At 59.4% G+C, this 23,771-nt stretch carries 17 protein-coding genes and 1 pseudogene; 9 read left to right on the top strand and 9 right to left on the bottom strand.

Annotation, left to right across the window (positions count from 1 at the left end; translation table 11 throughout):
- Nucleotide 1: 1 nt before the first annotated feature.
- The 3 genes from waaF to CKW11_RS28840 form a co-directional block, all read right to left on the bottom strand.
- Nucleotides 2-1,036 (bottom strand): lipopolysaccharide heptosyltransferase II, encoded by a 1,035-nt coding sequence (gene waaF / locus CKW11_RS14600; RefSeq protein ID WP_047290935.1) that lies wholly within the window; start codon nucleotides 1,034-1,036, stop codon nucleotides 2-4.
- Nucleotides 1,037-1,363: 327 nt separating this feature from the next.
- Nucleotides 1,364-4,303, bottom strand: a complete 2,940-nt coding sequence (glnE, locus tag CKW11_RS14595) for a bifunctional [glutamate--ammonia ligase]-adenylyl-L-tyrosine phosphorylase/[glutamate--ammonia-ligase] adenylyltransferase (RefSeq protein WP_095138072.1) — start codon at nucleotides 4,301-4,303, stop codon at nucleotides 1,364-1,366.
- Nucleotides 4,300-4,425, bottom strand: coding sequence for a hypothetical protein (locus tag CKW11_RS28840; protein ID WP_256198919.1), 126 nt, complete (start codon nucleotides 4,423-4,425; stop codon nucleotides 4,300-4,302). The genes glnE and CKW11_RS28840 overlap by 4 nt, the downstream gene beginning before the upstream one ends.
- A 262-nt stretch (nucleotides 4,426-4,687) precedes the next feature.
- Between CKW11_RS28840 and aceE the strand changes: the two genes are divergently transcribed.
- The 5 genes from aceE to msrA all read left to right on the top strand — a co-directional run bounded on the left by aceE (nucleotide 4,688) and on the right by msrA (nucleotide 14,807).
- The gene (gene aceE / locus CKW11_RS14590) at nucleotides 4,688-7,333 is read left to right on the top strand and encodes a pyruvate dehydrogenase (acetyl-transferring), homodimeric type (protein ID WP_003220999.1); all 2,646 of its coding nucleotides are present in this window, start codon (nucleotides 4,688-4,690) and stop codon (nucleotides 7,331-7,333) included.
- An 11-nt stretch (nucleotides 7,334-7,344) separates the two neighbouring features.
- Nucleotides 7,345-9,309 carry a dihydrolipoyllysine-residue acetyltransferase gene (aceF, locus tag CKW11_RS14585; protein ID WP_095138071.1) on the top strand — a complete coding sequence of 655 codons (1,965 nt, stop codon included), beginning with the start codon at nucleotides 7,345-7,347 and terminating at the stop codon, nucleotides 9,307-9,309.
- A gap of 279 nt (nucleotides 9,310-9,588) precedes the next feature.
- The gene (locus tag CKW11_RS14580; protein ID WP_095138070.1) at nucleotides 9,589-10,986 is read left to right on the top strand and encodes an alkaline phosphatase D family protein; all 1,398 of its coding nucleotides are present in this window, start codon (nucleotides 9,589-9,591) and stop codon (nucleotides 10,984-10,986) included.
- A 253-nt stretch (nucleotides 10,987-11,239) separates the two neighbouring features.
- Complete coding sequence (locus CKW11_RS14575) at nucleotides 11,240-13,936, top strand: bifunctional diguanylate cyclase/phosphodiesterase (protein WP_095138069.1); 2,697 nt, start codon at nucleotides 11,240-11,242, stop codon at nucleotides 13,934-13,936.
- 205 nt (nucleotides 13,937-14,141) lie between these two features.
- A complete protein-coding gene (gene msrA / locus CKW11_RS14570) occupies nucleotides 14,142-14,807 on the top strand; it encodes a peptide-methionine (S)-S-oxide reductase MsrA (protein ID WP_095138068.1) in 666 nt (221 codons plus the stop codon).
- Between the two features lie 125 nt (nucleotides 14,808-14,932).
- Here msrA and CKW11_RS14565 read toward each other — a convergent pair whose 3' ends face one another.
- Nucleotides 14,933-15,772, bottom strand: coding sequence for a 23S rRNA (adenine(2030)-N(6))-methyltransferase RlmJ (locus CKW11_RS14565; RefSeq protein ID WP_003220988.1), 840 nt, complete (start codon nucleotides 15,770-15,772; stop codon nucleotides 14,933-14,935).
- A 343-nt stretch (nucleotides 15,773-16,115) separates the two neighbouring features.
- Between CKW11_RS14565 and CKW11_RS14560 the strand changes: the two genes are divergently transcribed.
- A complete protein-coding gene (locus CKW11_RS14560) occupies nucleotides 16,116-16,301 on the top strand; it encodes a hypothetical protein (protein WP_095138067.1) in 186 nt (61 codons plus the stop codon).
- A 107-nt stretch (nucleotides 16,302-16,408) separates the two neighbouring features.
- Here the strand turns inward: CKW11_RS14560 and CKW11_RS14555 are convergent.
- A pseudogene (locus CKW11_RS14555) lies at nucleotides 16,409-16,588 on the bottom strand (hypothetical protein); the annotation flags it as partial.
- Between the two features lie 128 nt (nucleotides 16,589-16,716).
- On the opposite strand from CKW11_RS14555, the gene CKW11_RS14550 reads away from it, so the two are divergent.
- From CKW11_RS14550 to CKW11_RS14540, 3 genes are read left to right on the top strand one after another with little or no spacing between them, the layout of a single operon-like run.
- Complete coding sequence (locus CKW11_RS14550; RefSeq protein WP_095138066.1) at nucleotides 16,717-17,301, top strand: PAAR domain-containing protein; 585 nt, start codon at nucleotides 16,717-16,719, stop codon at nucleotides 17,299-17,301.
- Nucleotides 17,301-17,873: a type VI secretion system amidase effector protein Tae4 gene (locus CKW11_RS14545; RefSeq protein WP_095138065.1), complete on the top strand. Its 573-nt coding sequence runs from the start codon at nucleotides 17,301-17,303 to the stop codon at nucleotides 17,871-17,873. Before CKW11_RS14550 ends, CKW11_RS14545 begins: the two co-directional genes overlap by 1 nt.
- Entirely contained in the window at nucleotides 17,870-18,286 is a 417-nt protein-coding gene (locus CKW11_RS14540) for a hypothetical protein (protein WP_095138064.1), read from the top strand. Before CKW11_RS14545 ends, CKW11_RS14540 begins: the two co-directional genes overlap by 4 nt.
- A gap of 107 nt (nucleotides 18,287-18,393) precedes the next feature.
- Here CKW11_RS14540 and CKW11_RS14535 read toward each other — a convergent pair whose 3' ends face one another.
- The 4 genes from CKW11_RS14535 to putP form a co-directional block, all read right to left on the bottom strand.
- Nucleotides 18,394-18,714 carry a hypothetical protein gene (locus CKW11_RS14535; protein WP_095138063.1) on the bottom strand — a complete coding sequence of 107 codons (321 nt, stop codon included), beginning with the start codon at nucleotides 18,712-18,714 and terminating at the stop codon, nucleotides 18,394-18,396.
- Between the two features lie 331 nt (nucleotides 18,715-19,045).
- Nucleotides 19,046-19,750, bottom strand: a complete 705-nt coding sequence (locus tag CKW11_RS14530; RefSeq protein WP_095138062.1) for a DUF4123 domain-containing protein — start codon at nucleotides 19,748-19,750, stop codon at nucleotides 19,046-19,048.
- Nucleotides 19,740-21,755 carry a type VI secretion system tip protein VgrG gene (locus CKW11_RS14525; RefSeq protein WP_095138061.1) on the bottom strand — a complete coding sequence of 672 codons (2,016 nt, stop codon included), beginning with the start codon at nucleotides 21,753-21,755 and terminating at the stop codon, nucleotides 19,740-19,742. Before CKW11_RS14525 ends, CKW11_RS14530 begins: the two co-directional genes overlap by 11 nt.
- Nucleotides 21,756-22,107: 352 nt before the next feature.
- Nucleotides 22,108-23,592 (bottom strand): sodium/proline symporter PutP, encoded by a 1,485-nt coding sequence (gene putP / locus CKW11_RS14520; RefSeq protein ID WP_095138060.1) that lies wholly within the window; start codon nucleotides 23,590-23,592, stop codon nucleotides 22,108-22,110.
- Nucleotides 23,593-23,771 lie beyond the last annotated feature (179 nt).

Here is a 23,771-nt window from a genome sequence, read left to right as displayed (position 1 = left end):
CTTAATGAACCTCGACCACGGAGCCCTGCAGTTTCTGCAAGGCATCGTTGACCGCGTCCGGCATCAGCTGGCGCAGGCAGTTGTAATGGCCGAAACGGCAGGTACGGTCGAAGCACGGGCTGCAGTCGAGTCCCAAACGAACGATTTCGACGTGCTCGGCCAGCGGTGGGGTGAACCCCGGCGACGTCGAGCCGTAGACCGCCACCAGCGGACGGTTCAGCGCAGCAGCGACGTGCATCAGGCCGGAGTCGTTGGACACCACCGAGTCGGCACAGGACAGCAGGTCGATGGCCTCGGCCAGCGAGGTACCGCCGCTGAGGTTGACCGATTCTTCACGCAGGCCGGGAATCAGCCGTGCGCGAATGTCTTCGCCCACCGCGTGGTCATTTTTCGAGCCGAACAGCCACACCTGCCAGCCTTCGCGAATCCGCGCTTCGGCAACCTTGGCGTAGTGCTCGGACGGCCAGCGCTTGGATTCGCCGAACTCCGCGCCGGGGCACAGGGCCAACACCGGGCGGTCGAGGGTCAGGCCGAACTTGGCCAGCGCCGCTTCACGGGTCACCGGATCGATTTGCAGGCTCGGACGCGGATAAGGTTTCGGCAGCTCGGCGTTCGGCTCGTAAGCCAGGGCCATGAAGCGTTCGATCATCAGCGGATAACGTTCTTTATCCAGCGTGCGCACGTCATTGAGCAGGCCGTAGCGGAATTCGCCACGCCAGCCGGTGCGTTGTTTGATGCCGGCGAAAAACGGCACCAGCGCCGATTTCAGCGAGTTCGGCAGCAGGATCGCCTGATCGTACTGGCCGGCCAGGGACTTGCCGATCCGCCGGCGAGTGGCCAATTCCAGTGCGCCATGGCCGAGCGGAAAGCTCAAGGCCTTGCGCACTTCGGGCATGCGCTCAAGGATCGGCCGGCTCCACTCGGGGGCCAGCACGTCGATTTCGCATTGCGGGTGGCGCTGCTTGAGACACTGAAACAGTGTCTGCGCCATCACCATGTCACCGACCCAACTGGGCCCAACGATCAGAATATTCATGTGGTTTCCATAAACGAACCGGGGAGGCATTTACGCCTCCCCGCCTCGAGAATTCTACAAACACTGTAGATCTGCTGTGGAAGCGCGCTTGCTCGCGAAAGGGTCTTCACATCCAACATTATTGTCGTCTGATACTCCGCTATCGCGAGCAGGCTCGCTCCCACAGGGTTTTGCATCCGGCCCTTAATCTGCAATCAACGCAGATCCAATGTGGGAGCGGGCTTGCTCGCGAAGGGGCCGTCACATCCTGCATCGATGGTGACTGACACTGCGCTTTCGCGAGCAAGCCCGCTCCCACAAGGTATTCGGTGCTTTAAATATCCGGTTTCAGCTTAGCCCCAACTCACGCCAGATCCGCAATACCTGCCGGCGCTCCTCGACAAACTGGTCGCCTGCAATCACCCCGGCGTCCTTCTGCAAGGCCTGCCGGTGGGCGGCGGAGCGGTAGGCTTTATAGGCCTCACGCAACAGGCTGGCATCTTCGGCAGGCATCAGCCGTTCGTGCTCCAGCTCTTCCAGAATGCGGATGTTATCGGTCCAGCGCAGCAATGGCGGGTGGCTGTGCGACCACGCCAGGGCCGCGTATTGCACCATAAATTCAATATCGACGATACCTCCGGCGTCCTGCTTGAGGTCGAACGGCGCCGTGGCCTCGAAGGCATTTGCCGCGGTACCGGCCGCCGTGCTCTTGCTGCCGAGGTTATCGCGCATCTTGGCGCGCATCTCGCTGACTTCCTGTTGCAGCTTCGCCAGATCCCGCGCCTTGCCCAAAACCTGCGCGCGGACTTTCTCGAAGGCCTGGCCGACATCCTGACTGCCGACCAGCACCCGCGCCCGCACCAAGGCCTGATGTTCCCAGGTCCAGGCTTCATTTTCCTGATAGCGCTCAAACGCCCCGAGCGAGCTGACCAACAGCCCCGACGCGCCGGACGGCCGCAAACGCATATCCACTTCGTACAGCTGACCGGAGTTGGTCTGCGCCGTCAGCAAGTGAATGATCCGCTGCCCCAGTCGGGTGAAGAACTGTGCGCCATCGATCGGCTTCGGCCCGTCGGTTTCCGCCTGCGGATCACCGTCATGGATGAACACCAGGTCCAGATCCGAACCATGCCCCAGTTCCAGCCCGCCGACTTTGCCATAACCGACAATGATGAAGCCGGGATCGCACAAACTGCCGTCAGTGCGCAGCGGCGTGCCGTATTTGGCCACCGTCTGGCGCCAGGCCAGCGCCAGCACTTGTTCGAGAATCGCTTCGGCGAGCCAGGTCAGGTAATCACTGACTTTCATCAACGGCAGACTGCCAGCGATTTCCGAGGCGGCGACGCGTAAGCGGTGCGCCAGTTTGAAGTGGCGCAGGGCTTCCATCTGCTGTTCGAGGTCATCTTCGGGGATCCGCGTCAGGCGCTCGCGCAATTCGGCGGCGAGCTCCGGGGCCAGTGGCGGCTTGAACAGCCGGCCTTCGTTGAGCAATTCATCGAGCAGCAGCGGGAAGCGGGTGATTTGCTCGGCGATCCACGGACTGGCCGCGCACAGCGTCAGCAAGCGCCGCAGGGCGCCGGGGTTTTCCGTCAGCAGGACCAAATAAGCCGAACGTCGGGCGACCGCTTCGACCAGCGGCAGCACCCGCTCCAGCACCAGATCCGGGTTGTCATGCTCCACCGCCTGAGCCAGCAGGCGCGGAATAAACGCATCGAGACGCTCGCGACCCAGCCGCTGCATCGCGCGCAATTGCGGGCTGCCGCGCAAACCGGCCAGCGCTTTCAGCGCTTTGGTCGCGTCCTTGAATCCGCCTTCTTCCAGTTGCCGGCAAGCAGCCTCTTCGTCCTGCTCTTCTTCCCACAGCGGCAACCACTCACCGCCCACCACCACTTCGCAGTCGGCGCCCTCTTCTTCATCGGGATCGGCGATCACCTGCGCGAAGTGCCAGGCCACCCGGCCGCGCCAGAACATCAGCTTTTCATGGAAGGCCTGCCAATCGGCGAAGCCGAGCATGAACGCAATGCGCGCCTGATCCTGAGCGCCGTCCGGCAACATCTGGGTCTGGCGGTCGGCAATCGCCTGAATCGCGTGCTCGGTGTAACGCAGGAATTCGTAACCTTCAAGCAGCTCGCTGATCACCGCCGGCGGCAGATAGCCCTGTCCTTCCAGCGTGCTCAGCACCTTTAATAGAGGACGCTGTTGCAGGCTGAGGTCGCGCCCGCCGTGGATCAACTGGAAGGCCTGGGCAATGAACTCGACCTCGCGGATACCGCCGGAGCCGAGTTTGATGTTGTCGGCCATGCCCTTGCGCCGCACTTCCTGCTGGATCAGCTGCTTCATGGTGCGCAACGCTTCGATCGCCGAGAAGTCCAGGTAACGGCGGTAAACGAACGGCCGCAGCATATCGAGCAACTGTGCGCCCGCCACCTGATCGCCGGCCACCACCCGCGCCTTGATCATCGCGTAGCGTTCCCAGTCGCGGCCCTGATCCTGGTAATACTGTTCCAGCGCATTGAAGCTCAGCACCAGCGCGCCGGACGATCCGTATGGACGCAGGCGCATGTCGACGCGGAACACGAAGCCGTCGACCGTCATCGGGTCGAGGGCCTTGATCAGGCGCTGACCGAGACGAATGAAGAATTCCTGATTATCCAGCGCGCGCTTCACACCGACGGTTTCGCCGCCCTCGGGGTAGGCGAAGATCAGGTCGATGTCCGACGACAGATTCAACTCGACCGCGCCGAGCTTGCCCATGCCGAGAATGACCATCTGCTGTGGCAGACCACTGCGCCGGCCGGTCGGTGTGCCGAACTGCTGGCAATGGCGGCTGTACAGCCATTGGTAGGCCTGGTCGATAGTGGCGTCGGCCATGTCGGAAAGGTCGCGGCAGGTCTGCACCAGATCGGCCTGGCGGTTGAGGTCACGCCAGATGATCCGCACTTGATGCCGTGCGCGCTGGCGGCGCAGGACGCGCCCAAGTTCGTCTTCGCTTTGCGCCGTGTTCACGGCGGCGGCAATCTGCGCGCACAATTCACCCGGCGCGAACGGCCGATCAAGTTCGCCGGACTGCACCAGTGACAACAACATCAAAGGGTCACGAACGCTCTGTTCAATGACGAAATCGCTGGCGGCACTGACGCGGGCGAATTGCGCCCAGCGTTCCGGGGTCCAGTTGGAGAAGCCGTGATCGTCTTCCAGCGCGGCGACGGCCGTACGGAACGACTGCTCGGATCGAGTGACCAACGGCAGGAGAATGGCGGGGAGTTCAGCGAGCACGGGCAGGGTCATGGTCTATCCTTGATCGGCGTGTAAATGGCCGCTTGTAGTGTTTGATGAAAACCCGCTACGCGAAGGACTGTCGAACAAAAGTTAGAAATAGCTGAAATTTCTTCTTCTTTGGCATCCAGCATCAAACTTTCACCTTTTTCGGATGGTAATCGACCAACCTTAACGATTATTCTCACAACGCAGTCGGAGGCCACAAGCCTTTCCTCTGTAGTTTTACTACTCGTCTATACAGGCGAAAGGCTGAAATGCTCAAAGATTTGTAGTAAAACTACACGCCGCCGGAACAACCTGTCGGCAATCCAAGAATTTTAAATCGTCTGCCCACAAGGCCAGTCGCAAACTCAGGCAACCGATTCTGGAAGCCTTTCCGCCCTGGAGCAAGCCATGCAAGACCTCGATCCCGTCGAAACCCAGGAATGGCTGGACGCCCTGGAATCGGTTCTCGACAAAGAAGGCGAAGACCGTGCTCACTATCTGATGACCCGTATGGGTGAACTGGCGACCCGCAGCGGTTCGCAGCTCCCTTACGCCATCACCACGCCTTACCGCAACACCATCCCGGTAACCCACGAAGCACGCATGCCTGGCGACCTGTTCATGGAACGCCGCATTCGCTCGCTGGTACGCTGGAACGCGATGGCCATGGTAATGCGTACGAACCTGAAAGATTCTGACCTGGGTGGTCACATCTCCAGCTTCGCTTCCAGCGCGACCCTGTATGACATCGGCTTCAACTACTTCTTCCAGGCCCCGACCGACGAACACGGCGGCGACCTGATCTACTTCCAGGGCCACACCTCGCCAGGCGTTTACGCCCGTGCATTCATGGAAGGCCGCATCACCGAAGACCAGATGAACAACTTCCGCCAGGAAGTCGACGGTCAGGGCCTGTCGTCCTACCCGCACCCTTGGCTGATGCCTGACTTCTGGCAGTTCCCGACCGTATCCATGGGTCTGGGTCCGATCCAGGCGATCTACCAGGCACGCTTCATGAAGTACCTGGAACACCGCGGTTTCATCCAGCCGGGCAAACAGAAAGTCTGGTGCTTCCTGGGCGACGGCGAGTGCGACGAGCCGGAATCCCTGGGCGCGATCTCCCTGGCCGGCCGCGAGAAGCTGGACAACCTGATCTTCGTCATCAACTGCAACCTGCAGCGCCTCGACGGCCCGGTTCGCGGCAACGGCAAGATCATCCAGGAACTCGAAGGCGTGTTCCGCGGTGCACAGTGGAACGTGACCAAAGTCATCTGGGGCCGTTTCTGGGACCCACTGCTGGCCAAGGACGTCGACGGCATCCTGCAGCGTCGCATGGACGAAGTCATCGACGGCGAGTACCAGAACTACAAAGCCAAAGACGGCGCGTTCGTTCGCGAGCACTTCTTCAACACGCCTGAACTCAAGGCGATGGTTGCCGATCTGTCCGACGACGAGATCTGGAAACTCAACCGTGGCGGCCACGACCCGTACAAGGTCTATGCGGCATACCACGAAGCGGTCAACCACAAAGAACAACCTACCGTCATCCTGGCCAAGACCATCAAGGGTTATGGCACCGGTGCCGGCGAAGCGAAAAACACTGCGCACAACACCAAGAAAGTCGACGTCGACAGCCTGAAATTGTTCCGTGACCGCTTCGACATCCCGGTCAAGGACGAAGAGCTGGAGAATCTGCCGTTCTTCAAGCCAGAGCCAAACAGCGCCGAAGCCCGCTACCTGAGCGAGCGCCGTGCCGCACTGGGCGGTTTCGTACCGCAGCGCCGCGCGCAGAGCTTCAGCGTACCGACCCCGGACCTGGACACCCTGAAAGCCATCCTCGATGGTTCGGGCGACCGTGAAATTTCCACCACCATGGCCTTCGTGCGGATCCTCGCGCAACTGGTCAAGGACAAGGAAATCGGCCCGCGCATCGTCCCGATCATCCCGGACGAAGCCCGTACCTTCGGTATGGAAGGCATGTTCCGTCAGTTGGGCATCTACTCCTCCGTCGGCCAGCTCTACGAGCCAGTCGATAAAGACCAGGTGATGTTCTACAAGGAAGACCAGAAAGGCCAGATCCTTGAAGAAGGCATCAACGAAGCGGGCGCCATGAGTTCGTTCATCGCCGCCGGCACTTCGTACTCCAGCCACAACCAGCCGATGCTGCCGTTCTACATCTTCTACTCGATGTTCGGCTTCCAGCGTATCGGTGACCTGGCCTGGGCCGCTGGCGACAGCCGTACCCGTGGCTTCCTGATCGGCGGCACCGCCGGCCGTACCACCCTGAACGGTGAAGGCCTGCAGCACGAAGACGGTCACAGCCACCTGCTGGCCGCGACCATCCCGAACTGCCGCACCTACGATCCAACCTACGGCTACGAGCTGGCGGTGATCATTCAGGACGGCATGAAGAAGATGACCGAAGAGCAACAGGACATCTTCTACTACATCACCGTGATGAACGAGTCGTACCAGCAGCCAGCCATGCCGGCCGGTGCCGAAGAAGGCATCAAGAAAGGCATGTACCTGCTCGAAGAAGACACCCGCGATGCGGCGCATCACGTACAGCTGATGGGCTCCGGCACCATCCTGCGTGAAGTGCGTGAAGCGGCGAAGATCCTGCGTGAAGAGTTCAACATCGGCGCTGACGTATGGAGCGTCACCAGCTTCAACGAACTGCGTCGCGACGGCCTGGCCGTAGAGCGCAGCAACCGTCTGAAGCCTGGCCAGAAGCCTAAGCAGAGCTACGTTGAAGAGTGCCTGAGCGGCCGTAAGGGTCCAGTGATTGCCTCTACCGACTACATGAAGCTGTTCGCCGAGCAGATCCGCCAGTGGGTACCGTCCAAGGAATTCAAAGTCCTGGGCACCGACGGTTTCGGCCGCAGCGACAGCCGCAAGAAACTGCGTCATTTCTTCGAAGTCGACCGTCATTTCGTGGTGTTGGCAGCCCTGGAAGCACTGGCTGACCGTGGTGATATCGAACCTAAAGTCGTGGCCGAGGCCATCGTCAAGTTCGGCATCGACCCGGAAAAACGCAACCCACTGGACTGCTGAGGAGACATTTTGTGAGCGAACTCATTCGCGTACCTGACATCGGCAGCGGTGAAGGTGAAGTAATTGAACTGTTTGTGAAGGTCGGCGACCGTATCGAAGCCGACCAGAGCATCCTGACCCTGGAATCGGACAAGGCCAGCATGGAAGTGCCAGCCCCGAAAGCCGGCGTCATCAAGAGCCTGAAAGTCAAGCTGGGCGACCGCCTGAAAGAAGGCGACGAACTGCTTGAGCTGGAAGTCGAGGGCGCCGCTGAAGCGGCCCCTGCACCTGCTGCTGCACCGGCTGCAAAAGCTGAAGCCAAACCGGCTGCCGCTCCTGCTGCTGCCGCGCCAGCCGCTGCCCCTGCTGCCGCTTCGGTGCAGCAAGTGCACGTGCCGGACATCGGCTCGTCGGGCAAGGCGCAGATCATCGAGATCCAGGTCAAGGTCGGCGACACCGTCGAGGCTGATCAATCGCTGATCACCCTCGAATCCGACAAGGCCAGCATGGAAATCCCGTCGCCTGCCGCGGGCGTGGTCAAGGCCATCAGCGTCAAGCTCAACGACGAAGTCGGCACTGGCGACCTGATTCTGGATCTGGAAGTGGCGGGTGCTGCGGCCCCGGCTGCGGCCGCTCCGGCTCAGGCTGCTGCGCCGGCCGCTGCCGCTGCGCCTGCTCCTGCGGCAGCCCCGGCTGCTCCAGTGGCTGACAGCGTTCAGGACATCCACGTTCCGGACATCGGTTCGGCCGGCAAGGCCAAGATCATCGAAGTCCTGGTCAAGGCTGGTGACAGCGTTGAAGCCGACCAGTCGCTGATCACTCTGGAATCCGACAAGGCAAGCATGGAAATCCCATCGCCTGCCGCTGGCGTGGTGGAAAGCGTTTCGATCAAGCTGGACGACGAAGTCGGTACCGGCGACCTGATCCTCAAGCTGAAAGTCAAAGGCGCGGCCCCTGCTGCTGCCCCGGCTCCAGCTGCCGCCGCTGCTCCTAGCGCTCCGGCGCCAGCCGCTGCTGCTCCGGCTGCCGCTGCACCTGCTGCTGCCGCTCCGGTTGCTGCTCCGGCCAAGCCAGGCGCGAAGGTCCACGCCGGCCCTGCCGTGCGTCAACTGGCCCGCGAGTTCGGCGTCGAACTGAGCGCCGTTGGCGCCAGCGGTCCGCACGGTCGCATTCTGAAAGAAGACGTGCAGGTTTACGTCAAAGCCATGATGCAGAAGGCCAAGGAAGCACCGGCCGCTGCCGCTGGCGCAACCGGTGGCGCGGGCATCCCGCCGATTCCGGTCGTGGACTTCAGCCGCTTCGGTGAAATCGAAGAAGTGCCGATGACCCGCCTGATGCAGGTCGGCGCTGCCAACCTGCACCGCAGCTGGCTGAACGTGCCGCACGTGACGCAATTCGACTCGGCGGACATCACCGAGCTGGAAGCCTTCCGTGTGGCGCAGAAAGCCGTCGCGGAGAAGGCCGGCGTCAAGCTGACCATCCTGCCGTTGCTGCTCAAGACCTGCGCGCACCTGCTCAAGGAACTGCCGGACTTCAACAGTTCGCTGGCGCCAAGCGGCAAGGCGATCATTCGCAAGAAGTACGTCAACATCGGTTTCGCGGTCGACACCCCGGATGGCCTGCTGGTACCGGTCATCAAGAACGTCGACCAGAAGAGCCTGCTGCAACTGGCCGCAGAAGCTGCTTCGCTGGCTGAAAAAGCCCGTACCAAGAAGCTCTCTTCGGACGAGATGCAAGGCGCCTGCTTCACCATTTCCAGCCTCGGCCACATTGGCGGCACCGGCTTCACGCCGATCGTCAACGCGCCGGAAGTGGCGATCCTCGGTGTTTCCAAGGCAACCATCCAGCCAGTCTGGGACGGCAAAGCCTTCCAGCCGAAACTGATGCTGCCACTGTCGCTGTCCTACGATCACCGTGTGATCAACGGCGCTGCTGCTGCACGCTTCACCCAGCGTCTGGGCAGCCTGCTGGGCGACATCCGCACCATCCTGCTGTAAAGCATTCGGCCCTCCGGCAACGGAGGGCCGATTGCGTTCCACGTTTTCGAGCGCCACACGCTCGTACCTCAACCCCGTCAGTTTGACGGGGCTTTTTTTGCCCGAAGAAAAGTTACGAGGGTCTTATTCCTACAACTTCGGTCTACTTAAGCCACGAGCCCAGTCCACTTCGCGCCGATATTTTTTATCCGCCGACAACTAACCTTGGCGGCACAAGTTAAACGAATAACTTTCTAAACACTGACCGTTATTCAAGTATCAATTCGAATGGATTCGAACATGTTAAAACCAACTGTCGGCCCGATTATTGGCCATACAACAACTAATCACGCACGCATCTTCATGCGCGGCGACTCGCAAAACAACGCCACCATATTCGCCGGCCTGCGTTATCGAAAGCGCGACAGCAAACAATGGTCAAATAGCCTTTTTTCCCGTTTAAGTGCATTGCGCGATTTTTGCCAGGTCTTTTCATTGAATGACCTGGAGAGCCATTGCGAGTACGAATATCAGGCGGGCTGGTTCAGCCCCATGAGCCCTGTGCATACCGTCGAGAGCATCGCCGAATTGCCTTTGCAATGGCCGCGCGAGATCTACCGTTTTCGCACCCGCGCCAGCGACGCCGCGCAGCCACGCGCTTACATCATCGGCTCCTGTCGCTACTTGCGCATGACCGCCGGCATTGCTTCCCTACCCCAATTTGGCGACCGAATATTCGCCTCGATCAATCAGTTGATCGAAGGCGCCGAACCCCCGATCAGCGCCACCCTGATGACCGGAGACCAGATCTATGTCGACGACCTCAACCTGATTGCCCCGGATCGCGAATACAAGGACATCCTCGATAAATATCGCGCGGCCTTCTCACAACCGAATATTCAGCAGCTGATGTCCGGCACTTCGACTTATATGATCCTCGACGATCACGAAATTGAAGACAACTGGCCGGCGAACGCCAGCAAGTCCGATCATGAGTTATATCGCAATGCAATGGCGGCGTATGAGTTGTATCAAGCCAGTCATAGTCCGGCGCATGAACTAACGGTTGATGGCGAGATTGATCATTCGAAACTGGCGCGTTACTGGTATCAGTTCAGCGATGGTGATATTGAATGGTTTGTCACTGATAGCCGCACTCGGCGCAACCTGGCTGCTGATGATCGACGCATCCTGGACAGCGAGCAGGAACAGGCCCTGGTCGCCTGGCTGAGCACCAGCAAGGCACGGGTCAAATTCGTGGTCACCAGCGTGATGTTCTATCCGGATCGCAAACTGCACGGCGACGATGCGTGGAAAGCCTTCCCGGAGCAGCGCCTGCGCCTGCTGGAAACCATTCGCACCCGACAGATCAGGAATGTCGTATTCGTCTCGGGCGACGTGCACGGCTCGCTGACCTCGCGCCTGACCCACAGCGAAGACCCGGACTTCGAAGTCCATACCATCGTCTCCTCGCCGTTGTGTAACAGCAAACTGTTGCCCTATGCCAAGGCGTCGACGTTCATTCTTGATCAGCCACTGGTGCGCACTGCAGCGGGCGACTATCAACACGAGTTGACCTGCGCAGTGGTCAGCGAAGACAACTTCGCGCATATGGTGGTCGAGACTGATCAGATTTTGATCAGTTACCATGATCGGGATGGCAAGAAGCTGCAATCGATCAGCCTGAAATTACGTTGAGATCCTGAAAGATCGCAGCCTTCGGCAGCTCCTACATTGGTATGCATCGCCTGCAGGAGCTGCCGCAGGCTGCGATCTTTTGCTCTTTTCCAAGAGGGGCTGGAGAAATGCGCTATGCGGCCGACACATTCTTATAGCACTTGGCCTTCATCTCTCTTGTCAGTCGGTGCCGCAATGATGCAACCTTGCCGCAGGCAACAGTAAAGAGGGCGAGAGCCCGGCGCGTTCAGCATATTTCCAAGCGAGTTCCTTCATGAAGAGCCAACCCGATGCCGCCAGCCGTATGGCGGCCGAGGTAGTGACGCAGTTGCCTGTGCCCTCGCGGCTCGGCATGCTGCGTTTCGAGCGCTTGAATGAAGCCAGTTGGGCGATGCTGTTTCTCGATCCCAATTGCGAACGCCAGTTCGGCCAGCCGGCCGTTGAACTGTGTGCTCTGGTCGGCTCGCCCTACGCCAGCCTGATGGAGCCCGAAGCGCGTTATCAACTGCACGACAATATTCAGCAACAACTGTGCAACAGCCCGCATTATCTGGTGCGCTACACCTTGCACACCGCCGCTGGCGACTTGAGCATCCTCGAACTCGGCGAAGCCTATAAGCAGCACAATCGGCACTTGCTGCGCGGTTATCTGCTGGCGGTCGATAATGTGTTCGACGAGGCACCAGCGTTGCCCTCGGTCGATCTCGAAACCCAGAACTCGCGCCTGCAGATCGCCCTCGAACTCAACCAGCGCGCCCAGCAGGAACAACTGCAGCACCTCGATCGCGTACGCGCCCAGCAGGATCTGATTCTGCTGCTCGCGCGCCAGCGCTACAGCAGCCATAACTCGCTGCAGGAAGCCGCTGAACTGATCACCCGCTGCGCCTGCGACATCTATGAAATCGACTGCGCCAGCCTGTGGAACCTCGAAGGCAATCTGCTGGTGCCGATTTCCGCGTATCACCGCGCCACGCAGGAATACATCCTGCCGGAGGTGATCGACATCAGCGGTTTCCCCGACTACATGGAAGCGCTGCACGGCAGCCGCGCCATCGACGCGCACAATGCGATGCGCGACCCGCGCACCCGCGAGATGGCCGAAGCCCTGCGCCCGCGTGACGTCAACGCGATGCTCGACGCCAGCATCCGGGTCGACGGCCAGGTGGTCGGCGTGCTCTGTCTGGAGCAGACCGGCGTCACCCGCGCCTGGCAGTCCGATGAAATCGCCTTTGCCGGTGAGCTGGCCGACCAGTTCGCTCAGGTCATCAACAACCACAATCGCCGCACCGCCACCAGCGCCCTGCACCTGTTCCAGCGCGCGGTCGAGCAAAGCGCCAACGCCTTTCTGCTGGTCAATTGCGACGGCGTGGTCGAGTACGTCAACCCGAGCTTCACCGCGATTACCCAGTACTCCACCGAGGAAGTCCACGGCCAGCGCCTGTCGGAACTGCCGGCGCTGGAGAACCTCAGCGAGCTGCTGTTCGACGCGCCTTCGGCGCTGGCCAAGAGCAACAGCTGGCAGGGCGAATTCAAGAGCCGGCGCAAGAACCTCGAACCGTACTGGGGCCAGTTGTCGATCTCCAAGGTGTACGGCGACAACCGTGAGCTGACGCACTACATCGGCATCTACGAAGACATCACCCAGACCAAACTGGCGCAGCAGCGCATCGAACGCCTGGCGTACACCGACAACCTGACCAACCTCGGCAACCGCCCGGCGTTTATCCGCAATCTGGACGAACGCTTCGCCCGCGATAGCGATACGCCGATCAGTCTGCTGCTGGTGGACATCGACAACTTCAAGCGGATCAACGACAGCCTCGGTCACCAGACCGGCGACAAACTGTTGATCAGCCTTGCCCGGCGCCTGCGCAACAGCCTCAGCCCGAGTGGCAGCCTCGCGCGCTTCGCCAGTAACGAGTTTGCGGTGCTGCTCGACGACACCGACCTCGCCACCGGCCAACAGATTGCCAATCAACTGCTGGCGACCCTCGACAAACCGATGTTCGTCGACAACCAGCTGATCAGCGTCACCGGCTCCGTGGGCCTGGCCTGTGCGCCGCTGCATGGCCGCGATCCGCAGACCCTGATGCGCAACGCCGGCCTCGCACTGCACAAGGCCAAGGCCAACGGTAAACATCAGGTGCAGGTGTTTACCGAAGCACTGAACGCCGAGGCCAGCTACAAGCTGTTCGTCGAGAACAACCTGCGCCGCGCCCTGACCCAGAACGAGCTGGACGTGTTCTACCAGCCCAAGCTGTGCCTGCGCAGCGGTCGCCTGCTGGGCATGGAAGCGCTGCTGCGCTGGAACCACCCGGAACGCGGCATGATTCGCCCGGACCAGTTCATCAGCGTCGCCGAAGAGACAGGCCTGATCATTCCGATCGGCAAGTGGATCGCGCGTCAGGCCTGCCGCATGAGCAAGGCGCTGACCGCGGCGGGCATGGGCAACCTGCAAGTGGCGATCAACCTCTCGCCGAAGCAGTTCTCTGATCCGGATCTGGTCGCGTCCATCGCCAATATCCTCAAGGAAGAAGCGCTGCCGGCCAATCTGCTCGAACTGGAGCTGACCGAAGGCCTGCTGCTGGAAGCCACCGAAGACACCCACTTGCAGCTCGACCAGCTCAAGCGCCTGGGCCTGACCCTGGCCATGGACGACTTCGGTACCGGCTACTCGTCACTCAGCTACCTGAAGAAATTCCCGATCGACATCATCAAGATCGATCGCAGCTTCATCCACGAAATCCCCGACAACCAGGACGACATGGAAATCACCTCCGCGGTGATCGCCATGGCCCACAACCTGAAACTCAAAGTCGTGGCCGAAGGCATCGAGACCGCCGAGCAACTGGCGTTCCTGCGTCGCCACCGCTGCGACGTCGGCCAGGGCTACCTGTTCGACCGGCCGATCCCCGGCGCCGAGCTGATCCAGGCGCTCAAGCGCTACCCGCGCGGCCCGCTCTGCCTCTAGCCCCCACAGATATCCCTGTCGATGAATTCCCCTTGTGGGAGCGGGCTTGCTCGCGAATGCGGTTTGTCAGGCAATGTTGATATCGACTGACACACCGCTTTCGCGAGCAAGCCCGCTCCCACATTTGAATAGTGCGAAATCCGGCATCATTGGGCACACTGGCGGTCTGACTTTTTACATCCCATCCTGACTGAGAGGAACGATCATGGTTCTACGCTCGGAAATTCTGGTGAACAAAAACGTGCTACCGACCAAAGATCAAGCTCTGCCCGGCCGCGAAACTGCGATGACCCTGCCTGAAAAGCATTTCGTCTTCGAAGAAACTCCGCTGCTCGGCCCGTTTTTCCAGGACGTCGACTTTGCGATCTTCGGCTTGGGTTGCTTCTGGGGTGCGGAACGCCGTTTCTGGCAGCGCGAAGGCGTGGTCAGCACGGTGGTCGGCTACGCCGGCGGCTACACGCCGAACCCGACCTACGAAGAAGTCTGCTCGGGCCTGACCGGCCACGCTGAAGTAGTGCTGGTGGTGTATGACAAAGCCAGAGTCAGCTACGAAGAGCTGCTGGCAATGTTCTGGGAACTGCATAACCCGACGCAGGGCATGCGTCAGGGCAACGACATCGGCACCCAGTACCGTTCGGTGATCTACGCGACCAGCCCGGAGCACCTCGACGCGGCGCTGAAGAGCAAAGAGGTGTATCAGGCTGAACTGTCGAAGGCGGGTCTGGGCGAAATCAGCACCGAGATCGAGCAGGCGCCGACCGTGTACTTCGCCGAGGCGTACCACCAGCAATACCTGGCGAAAAACCCGGAAGGCTACTGCGGAATTGGCGGCACCGGCGTGTGCATGCCTCCGAGCCTGGCGGGTAACTAAGTCCTAAAAGCATCGCGGGCAAGCCCGCTCTCACAAGGTCGTGCGCGATTCCAGAATCTGCGCGAACCCTGTGGGAGCGGGCTTGCCCGCGAAGGCGTCCGATCAGACACCGTTAAACCAATTGATCAGCTCTCGGCGATCAACCAATCCATCTGCCACCCACCCTGGGTCTGCCCAAGCTTCTTCGACAACCAAGGCAACAGCTCACGCAACTCTTCCTCCAGCCCCCACGGCGGATTGGCAATCGCCATCCCGGACCCGTTCAGGCTGTTCGGCGTATCCAGCGGATGCACCAGCAACTCCACGCGCAGCAACTTCGGCGCGCCGGTACCGGCCAGATCCTGATAAAACCGCCGCAACGCACGCTGATCCTTCACCGGGTACCAGATCGCCGCCACGGTTTGACGCATCCGGCCAATCGCTTCTTTCAGCGACGCCGCACACTTTTGCATCTCGTCGAGCTGCTCAAACGGCGGATCGATCAGCATCACCGCACGTTTCTCCTGCACCGGCAGCATCGCCCGTGCCACATGCCAGCCCTCGCCGAGATGCACCTTTACCCGACGGTCGCCGGCCATGTTCTCTTTGAGCTGCACGCCGTCTTCCGGGTGTTTCTCGTTGAGCATCACCCGATCCTGCGGCCGGGTCAGACGCCGCGCCAGCTCCGGCGAACCCGGGTAGTAGCGCAACTGGCCATCCGGGTTCATCTCGTGCAGCACCTTCATATAGTCGGCGGTCAGCGCCGGCAGATCCGGCTGATCCCACAAGCGCGCGATGCCTTCCAGATACTCGCCGGTACGGTTGGCCTGATCGCCCTGCAAGTCATACAGACCGATACCGGCGTGCGTGTCGAGATAGGCAAACGGCTGCTCCTTGCGCGACATCAGGGCGATGAGGCGGGTCAAGGTCAGGTGTTTGAACACATCGGCGTGATTGCCGGCATGGAAGGCGTGACGATAATTCATGGCTGCTCCTGCGAGGGCCGTGAAGTTTACCTTTTACCGGACGGCAAGTCAGGGGGTGGCGGCCGAGCGGGCAAAAGCCTTTCCCTCACCCTAGCCCTCTCCCGCTGGGAGAGGGGACTGACGGTGGTGATCTTGCGGGTTACATCGACCTGAAAGATCAACGTGATCTCAGGCTTGGCCAATCGAAGATCACCGCAGCAGTCGCAAGTCGGCGTATATCGCCCAGACACCTCGGTCAGTCCCCTCGCCCTCTGGGCGGTCCGACGTTTCGGGGGGCTAGGGTGAGGGCATGGATTGATGGAGTTACATTTGCCCGACATGACCGACAGGACGTCAAAAAACCATGCGTCATTTCATTATTTCTTTACTGTCTCTTACTGCCTCATCCCTGGCCCTCAGTGACGAAAAAAATGCTGACCAGGCTCGCCTAATGCTCAAGAACTACGGTTTGAGTCACTGCATCCTGAAGCCATTCAAAGAAAATTCAGCATTGGAAAAAGACATCGGTCTGTCCGCTATTGCAGACTGACTGCCGCACCCTCAACGTCAAAAGATCGCAGCCTTCGGCAGCTCCTACAGATGATCCCGTGTAGGCGCTGCCGAAGGCTGCGATCTTTTGGTCTTGTTCCTGGAAATTCAGGAAGGCATCGCGCGCAACCGCTTGCCGATGACATCGAGTACATCACACCCATCACGTAACGGAATCACGCAGAGCTGGGCGAAGTCGCTGAGGATCATCGAGTCGCACTCGATCGAGCCGCGCATGCACAGGTTTTCCAGCACTTGGACGACGGTGCGGATGCGGTGGTTGGCAGCGACCGTCCACTCCTCATCGCGACAAAAGCAACATAAAGAAACATCTTCCTACTGAATTCACGTCGTTCCAATCGCAGAGGGAATGCGAAGATCCGTCTCACTTAAAACCTGTAAAGAGGGAAATTTACATGGGTAGAAAGGTGATCGGAATCGGTGCTCCAACTTCAACAGGAGGCTCGGTACTGGAAGGAAACGTCGGAATTAACATTGATTACGCCGTGAGCACTTCGTCCATCGGACACATAGCCAGTTGCCCTGTATGCCCTCCTGGCAAAGGCCCCATCGTCGCTGTCGGACCAAGAACAGTCACTCTACCTGCAGGGCCGGTTGCGCTAGAGGGCGATTATGTAGCGTGTGGTTGTCCACCGAAATCCAACACTGTTCTCTCTGGTCAATCATCCGTTTTTGGCGGCGGCGAACACAGCGCTGCGAGCTTCTCAGCCATCATCCCTTTGATCCCCAAACCAAAGAGTATTCAACGCATTACGTTTTCATATGGGGAGAGCCAGATTCCGGTCGACTCGGTTTCTCGCTTCTACACCGACCTGAATATTCATGTAAAAACTTCGGGTTACTCACCCGGCGAGATCGTTAGTGTGACGATCACGGGTGCAGCAGAAAAAACTCTGTCCGGCCTCGTGGGGGCGAAAGGTATAGCGATTATTCCAAACGCTTTTCAAGGTGAAGTCTTCGACATGGAAGGTGAAGTCTAATGGCTCAGCTCAATATCAGCTCAGGTGGCGTAACCACTAACATCGTCGTAAAGCGTCCAAAATTCAGCACTCTGTGGACTGCTTACGCGGAAGTTGGCCTGAAAAGCTCAATTGATGTTTATGCGCTTGTTGGGGGTAACGTTGAGGCAGCCCGAGCAGAAAAGCCTGACGCTTACGCGAACGCTTGCGCACTGAGGATAAGCAGGGGATTTAATTATGGCGGATACAAAATTCCGAAAGGAACGATCATTCCGAGCAAGTCCATTTATCGTCTGGCCGGTGCAGACCAACTCCCCTACATTATGAAAGTCGCAGATTTTCTGACGTTCCTGAAACACAACTGGGGCGCTCCGGATCGCGAGCTAAAAATGAGTGAGGCAGATTTCATCAATGGCAAGAAAGGCGTGATTATCATGGAGATCACGGGATGGCTCGATGCTACGGGTCATGCGACTTTATGGAATGGCAGCACCACCGGAGACAACAGCGACTACCATCGTCCGGATAGCCACACTTACGACCGGCCAAGCGTAAAGCTGGAAAAGATCAACTTTTGGGAGTTAAAGGGATGAAATTCCAACTAATCATCGCATTGAGCGTTTTGGGCCTTTCTGGCAATGCCCTAGCGAGCGAAGTTGACGTGAACAGTGCGAGGACTTCATTGAAGAATTACGGACTCGCCAACTGTATTTCAAGTCAATTCAAAAATCAGTCCGATATTAAGTCGGATATCGGACTTGCTATCGGCGCTTACTCCGCCATGGGGAAAGGGCAACACGCAATATCGCAGAATGAAGATACGCTTGAAGTCATCCATGACCCTTATGCGGAAACCGAAAAATTCATGACAGACGCATATGCGAAGGCTTCTTCTACCAGCAAGCAGTCGGGCAAAAATGTTGTGTTTTATTCTTGCCTCGAAATTTACAACTCACCTGCCTTCGAAGCATTTATCAAGTCGCAGGATGCGTATATCTCAGACTGACTGCCGTACCCTCAACGTCAAAAGATCGCAGCCTTCGGCAGCTCCTACAGGGGATTCCATGTAGGAGCTGCCGAAGGCTGCGATCTTTTGATTTTGCTTCTGGAAACTCAGGAAGGCATCGCGCGCAACCGCTTGCCGATGACATCCAGCACATCACAACCGTCGCGCAACGGAATCACGCAGAGCTGGGCGAAGTCGCTGAGGATCATCGAGTCGCACTCGATCGAACCGCGCATGCACAGGTTTTCCAGCACCTGGACGACAGTGCGGATGCGGTAGTTGGCGGCGTCCATCAGGACGTCGGAGGGGGCGTGGGTGTCGACGAACAGCGTGGGCATGTCGTTGCAGTTGCTGGTCAGGGCCATGTAGCGGTTGTCGGGGTGGGGAATGTATTTTTCGTAGGGTGGATCCGGTTTAAGCGTCGTCATCTTTTGAACCTCTGGTAGTGAAGTGGGCGTCCACCATTTCCCTCCTACGGGTTTGGGTGGCAGCCGTGCGCGGGGTAGGAGTACCGAGACCAGAGAACTCGGCCACGCCGAAGCGTGCCCGCGCATAGCCGCCGCAAATGATCTTACGGACGCACGTAGACTGCCGCAAATCGGGCAATGACGTTTATGCACTCTTCTAGTCTCAAGGCTCCTACACCCTGTCGCCGCATCTGCGGTGACCTTTTAAGACTATCCCTGCAACCCATCGCCCACCAGTTCATGAAAACCGCCGCAACTCGAAGGAAGCGTCCGAAGCCTTCGCCCGGAAATGTCACTCCGACTCTGCCAGCAAATACGCCAACAACGCCGATTGCGACGATTCTTCCGACGTTGAGCGCTGAAAAAACTGCCCGATCTTGCAGCGCAGTACAGCCTCAGGAAAAGCCTCGAACAACGCCGGATGCTCCTCGCTCAGCCACTGCACGGCGTTGCCGACCCGAACGTCATCCCCTGCCGAAGCCAATACCGAATCAGGCACCGCCCACCAAGGAAAAGCCCGCCCCGAAACCGGCGCCCGCCCCCCGATTTCCAAGGCCTGACCATTGATCAGTCCGCGTGAAATCACCGGCAACAACTGCGCCGGATCCACGGCATCCGACTGCAAGATCGGCAACAAAAACCGCCCATCCCAAAACCGAAAGAACACCGCTTTGCCGTCCGGCATCAGCACCTGAGTCAGGCTGCGAAAGTGCTCGACCAGCACTTCCAGACTCGCCGAAGACACCGCCAGCCAACCCCAGTCGCAAGACTCGGTAGAGGCCACCCAATCGAGAAACTCACTGTCAGTAGCGACAATTCCCACGAAGGGCATCACCGCGTCCCACTCGGCGTAGATCGTCTCCGCCCAGATCGGCTTAGGTGCGACCAATGGAGGCCTGGCGTCGCTGGCGTTACTGAAGATCGCGAACAGTTGTTCCGAAGGTTTCAGCGGTTCACGCGCCAGCCACTCTGCCGGCATGAGGCAATCAGGCTGCACAAACACCATCCTTGCAACGCTCACACTCTTCGCAGAACGGCGCATCGCCTTTGAAACTCATGATTTGTGCGGCGGTGAGCATGGCCGCCGGCGCTGCGGCCAGTTTCTCCGGCAACCCCGGCACCACCGGCGCGGCGTTCATCGCTGCCATCGGCGCGCCGCCCACGACAATCGGCACGCTACTGAAAATCCCGCCGGGACCGATGTTGATCCACTGCCCGCCGGCCTGAATCGTCGCGCTCGCGCCGCCGTCGATTACCACTTGTTGCCCGGCACTGACGTGGATTTGCGCGCTGGCGCTGGTCATCTGATTGCTCACCCGAATATGCCGATCGCCAACCACCGTCAGGTGATCGTCCTGTTTCACTTCGGTCTGGCGCTGACCATGAGTAATGCGTTGTTCGTCGGCCCGCAACTCATGTTTGGCGGTACCCGTGACCACGATGCTGCGCTGGTTATCGACCTGCACCTGTTGGTCGTGCAGTACATGCTGGGTCCAGTTGCGCTGGGCGCGCAGGTAGATTTCTTCGGCGCCCTTTTTGTCCTCGATTCGAAGCTCGTTGTAACCGCCGCCACCGGGACTGCTCTGGCTGCGGAAGATGCTGCGGGTCTTGTCCGCTGGCAAATCCAGCGGCACCGGAGTCGCGGCGTTTGGCAGACAACCCATGACCAGCGGTTTGTCGGCATCAGCATCGATGAAACCGACCAGCACTTCCATGCCGACCCTCGGGATCAGCACGCTGCCGTAACGGTCATGCGCCCAACCCCTGGCGACGCGCAGCCAGCAACTGGAATGCTCGTTGAGTTCGCCGTCGCGATCCCAGGCCAGTTGCACCTTGACCCGCCCAAACTCGTCGCAGTGGATTTCGCTGTCCGGCGGCCCGGTGACAACCGCCGGTTGATAGCCGAGCATGCGCGGTTTTTCCGGTCCCAACGCCGGTCGAAAGAACACATCCCACGGCGTGGCAAGAAAGGTATTACGGTAACCCTGGAATGCTTCCCCATCGCTGGTCACCGACTCCTCCAGCACTTGCGGCTGTCGGCCGTGGTGTTCGACCGAGGTCAGCAGCCACAGGTCGTTCCAGTCGCTACGCGGATGGTCGATCAGTTGCAGGAAATGTCCACAAACCAATGCGGATTCGTCGCTGACGCCCTCGGCCTGACGGTAATCGGCGACATGTCGCTCCAGCGCTCTTTGGGCGAGGTGCTTGCCGGTTTCACGATCGTTGAATTGGCCGGGGAAGTGATAATCCTCGAGCACCGGGCGCAGCTCACCGTCGACTCGACTTTGCAACTGCAGACGCGGCTTGATGAAGTTGTAATCGCGCCGGGTCACTACGCTGGTACGGGTCTCCACGCGAACATTGAAACGATTGATCGCCGGCGCGCCACCGGCCATGCCGCTGCCGGGCAGATACAGCGTCGGTCGAGCCAGTTTCGGGAACACCGTCTGATCATCACCGAACACCAACAGGTGACCTTCCGGGCTGTGCTGAAAGTGGTAATGAATGCCGACTTCGGCGCACAGGCGCTGGATAAACGCGAGGTCACTTTCGGCGTATTGCACGCAGTACTCGCGCTCCGGGTACTCGCTGCCTAGGCGAAATTCGAATGCATCGCGCAGAATCGAATGATCCTTGAGCACCTGCGCGACGATTTGCGGCACCGTCTGATGCTGAAAAATCCGCTGATTGATGCGATGCCCAAGGTAGGTCAGACGCGGTACCAGGCTTAAGTGATAGCGCGTCAGACGCTTCCCGGAATCACCCTGCCCGACCTGATAAATCTGACCATGGACACCGGAACCTTCCGCATCGAATCTCAGAAACGCCTGACGGTGCAGCAGGCTTTCGAGGTCCAGATCCGGTCGCTCACTGACCAGTTCCAGCTCGAAACGAAAGGGTTGGCTGATGGCTTCCTTGCCCGTGAACTCAAGGACTTTGAGATCAATTTGGGCGCCTTCTAGGGTCAACGTGAAACGCGGTTGATTGGCAGGCGCGAACATCCGATGTCTCTCTGCAGATTGAGGGCGGGCGATTCTGCATGAGGGGCAAGGGGTGTTGGGTGGGTGACGGGAAAATCAGATTTGCCCTACTTTTTCTGGTGAAAAAGCCTTCGAAAATCGGCGCATGCGACTACAGACAACCTCTCAAACTCACCACCGAACAACTGTGGGAGCGGGCTTGCTCGCGAAAGGGCCGTGTCAGTCGACATTGATTTCATTTGACCCACCGCATTCGCGAGCAAGCCCGCTCCCACAGGGGATCTATGCTGAGTCAGGGGTATTGCAGGCATAAAAAAACGGCCCGCCTCCAGTAGGAAACGGGCCGCTCTCTTGTGAGCCGAAGCTCAATGCATCACTTGTTCAGGTGGAAATCTTTTTCCGCCGCTTCGAAGCGCTGCACCATGCCTTTGGTTGGCTCGCCCATTTTGCTGACGATGTAGATGGCCAGACTGGCGAAGATGAAGCCCGGGATGATTTCGTACAGACCCAGCAGTTCGAAATGCTTCCAGACCACGACGGTGATCGCGCCGACCAGGATGCCGGCCAGTGCGCCGTTGCGGGTCATGTCTTTCCAGATCACCGAGATCAGCACCACCGGACCGAACGCGGCACCGAAACCGGCCCAGGCGTAGGACACCAGGCCCAGTACGCGGTTTTCCGGATTGGCGGCCATGGCGATAGCGATCAGCGCCACCAGCAACACCATCGCGCGGCCGACCCACACCAGTTCTACCTGGGAGGCGGATTTGCGCAGGAAGGTTTTGTAGAAGTCTTCGGTCAGGGCGCTCGAGCACACCAGCAACTGGCAGCTCAGGGTGCTCATCACAGCAGCCAGAATGGCCGACAACAGCACGCCAGCAATCCATGGGTTGAAGAGGATTTTCGCCAGCTCGATGAACACCCGCTCGTGGTTCTCGGTCACGGGACCGGCGACTTCCGGGTGCGCCGAGAAGTAGGCGATACCGAAGAAGCCCACAGCGACGGTGCCGCCCAGGCACAGAATCATCCAGGTCATGGAGATGCGACGGGCGTTGGCAATCGACTTCACCGAGTCAGCGGCCATGAAACGCGCGAGGATATGCGGTTGACCGAAGTAACCCAGACCCCAGCCCATCAGCGAGATGATGCCGATGAAAGTGGTGCCCTTGAGCATGTCGAAGTTGCTCGGGTCCTGCGCCTCGATGGCCAGGAACGTGGTATCGACGCCGCCGGTGGCCAGCAGCACGATGATCGGCGTCAGCAGCAGGGCGAAGATCATCAGCGTGGCTTGCACGGTGTCAGTCCAGCTCACCGCGAGGAAACCGCCGACGAAGGTGTAGGCAATCGTCGCCGCAGCACCGGCCCACAGCGCCGTCTCGTAGGACATGCCGAAAGTGCTTTCGAACAGACGGGCGCCAGCCACGATGCCGGAAGCGCAGTAAATGGTGAAGAACACCAGAATCACCACCGCCGAGATGATACGCAGCAGGCCGCTTTTGTCTTCGAAACGGCTGGAGAAGTAGTCCGGCAGGGTCAGGGCATCGCCGTTGTGCTCGGTCTGCACGCGCAGACGGCCGGCGACGAACAGCCAGTTCAGGTAGGCGCCGACGATCAGGCCGATGGCGATCCAGCTTTCGGACAGACCGGACATGTAGATGGCGCCCGGCAGGCCCATCAGCAACCAGCCGCTCATGTCGGAAGCACCGGCAGACAGAGCCGTGACGACGCTGCCAAGGCTGCGGCCGCCAAGAATGTAATCAGAAAGGTTGTTGGTGGAGCGATAGGCCATGAAGCCGATCAGCACCATTGCTGCGATGTAGATCACGAACGTGATCAGTGTTGGATTGCTTACGCTCATTAAGTTACGCCCTGGCTTTGTTTTTATGTAGCAGCGGTGATCTATCGCACACAAACGACGACGTTTGGCAGACGAATCGGGATCCCGCGCATTTAGGACTGATGTTTCCCCAGGAAAGCCACCAGCCGATGCACCGGGTATTCCCGGTTGCACCTTGGGCGCGAATGCTATGCAACAAA

This window comes from Pseudomonas sp. Irchel s3a10, assembly GCF_900187525.1.
Lineage (GTDB): Bacteria > Pseudomonadota > Gammaproteobacteria > Pseudomonadales > Pseudomonadaceae > Aquipseudomonas > Aquipseudomonas koreensis_G.
Note: the sequence above shows the minus strand (reverse complement) of the source record. Positions and strands in the feature narration are given on the sequence as shown.

Coding starts and splice junctions, on each gene's coding strand:
- aceE (WP_003220999.1), top strand. CDS start 4,688: ATGCAAGACCTCGATCCCGTCGAAACCCAGGAATGGCTGGACGCCCTG.
- glnE (WP_095138072.1), bottom strand. CDS start 4,303: ATGACCCTGCCCGTGCTCGCTGAACTCCCCGCCATTCTCCTGCCGTTG.
- CKW11_RS14545 (WP_095138065.1), top strand. CDS start 17,301: ATGGCTCAGCTCAATATCAGCTCAGGTGGCGTAACCACTAACATCGTC.
- CKW11_RS28840 (WP_256198919.1), bottom strand. CDS start 4,425: ATGCTGGATGCCAAAGAAGAAGAAATTTCAGCTATTTCTAACTTTTGT.
- waaF (WP_047290935.1), bottom strand. CDS start 1,036: ATGAATATTCTGATCGTTGGGCCCAGTTGGGTCGGTGACATGGTGATG.
- CKW11_RS14525 (WP_095138061.1), bottom strand. CDS start 21,755: ATGTTCGCGCCTGCCAATCAACCGCGTTTCACGTTGACCCTAGAAGGC.
- CKW11_RS14565 (WP_003220988.1), bottom strand. CDS start 15,772: ATGAATTATCGTCACGCCTTCCATGCCGGCAATCACGCCGATGTGTTC.
- CKW11_RS14550 (WP_095138066.1), top strand. CDS start 16,717: ATGGGTAGAAAGGTGATCGGAATCGGTGCTCCAACTTCAACAGGAGGC.
- CKW11_RS14535 (WP_095138063.1), bottom strand. CDS start 18,714: ATGACGACGCTTAAACCGGATCCACCCTACGAAAAATACATTCCCCAC.
- CKW11_RS14580 (WP_095138070.1), top strand. CDS start 9,589: ATGTTAAAACCAACTGTCGGCCCGATTATTGGCCATACAACAACTAAT.
- putP (WP_095138060.1), bottom strand. CDS start 23,592: ATGAGCGTAAGCAATCCAACACTGATCACGTTCGTGATCTACATCGCA.
- msrA (WP_095138068.1), top strand. CDS start 14,142: ATGGTTCTACGCTCGGAAATTCTGGTGAACAAAAACGTGCTACCGACC.
- CKW11_RS14560 (WP_095138067.1), top strand. CDS start 16,116: ATGCGTCATTTCATTATTTCTTTACTGTCTCTTACTGCCTCATCCCTG.
- CKW11_RS14575 (WP_095138069.1), top strand. CDS start 11,240: ATGAAGAGCCAACCCGATGCCGCCAGCCGTATGGCGGCCGAGGTAGTG.
- CKW11_RS14540 (WP_095138064.1), top strand. CDS start 17,870: ATGAAATTCCAACTAATCATCGCATTGAGCGTTTTGGGCCTTTCTGGC.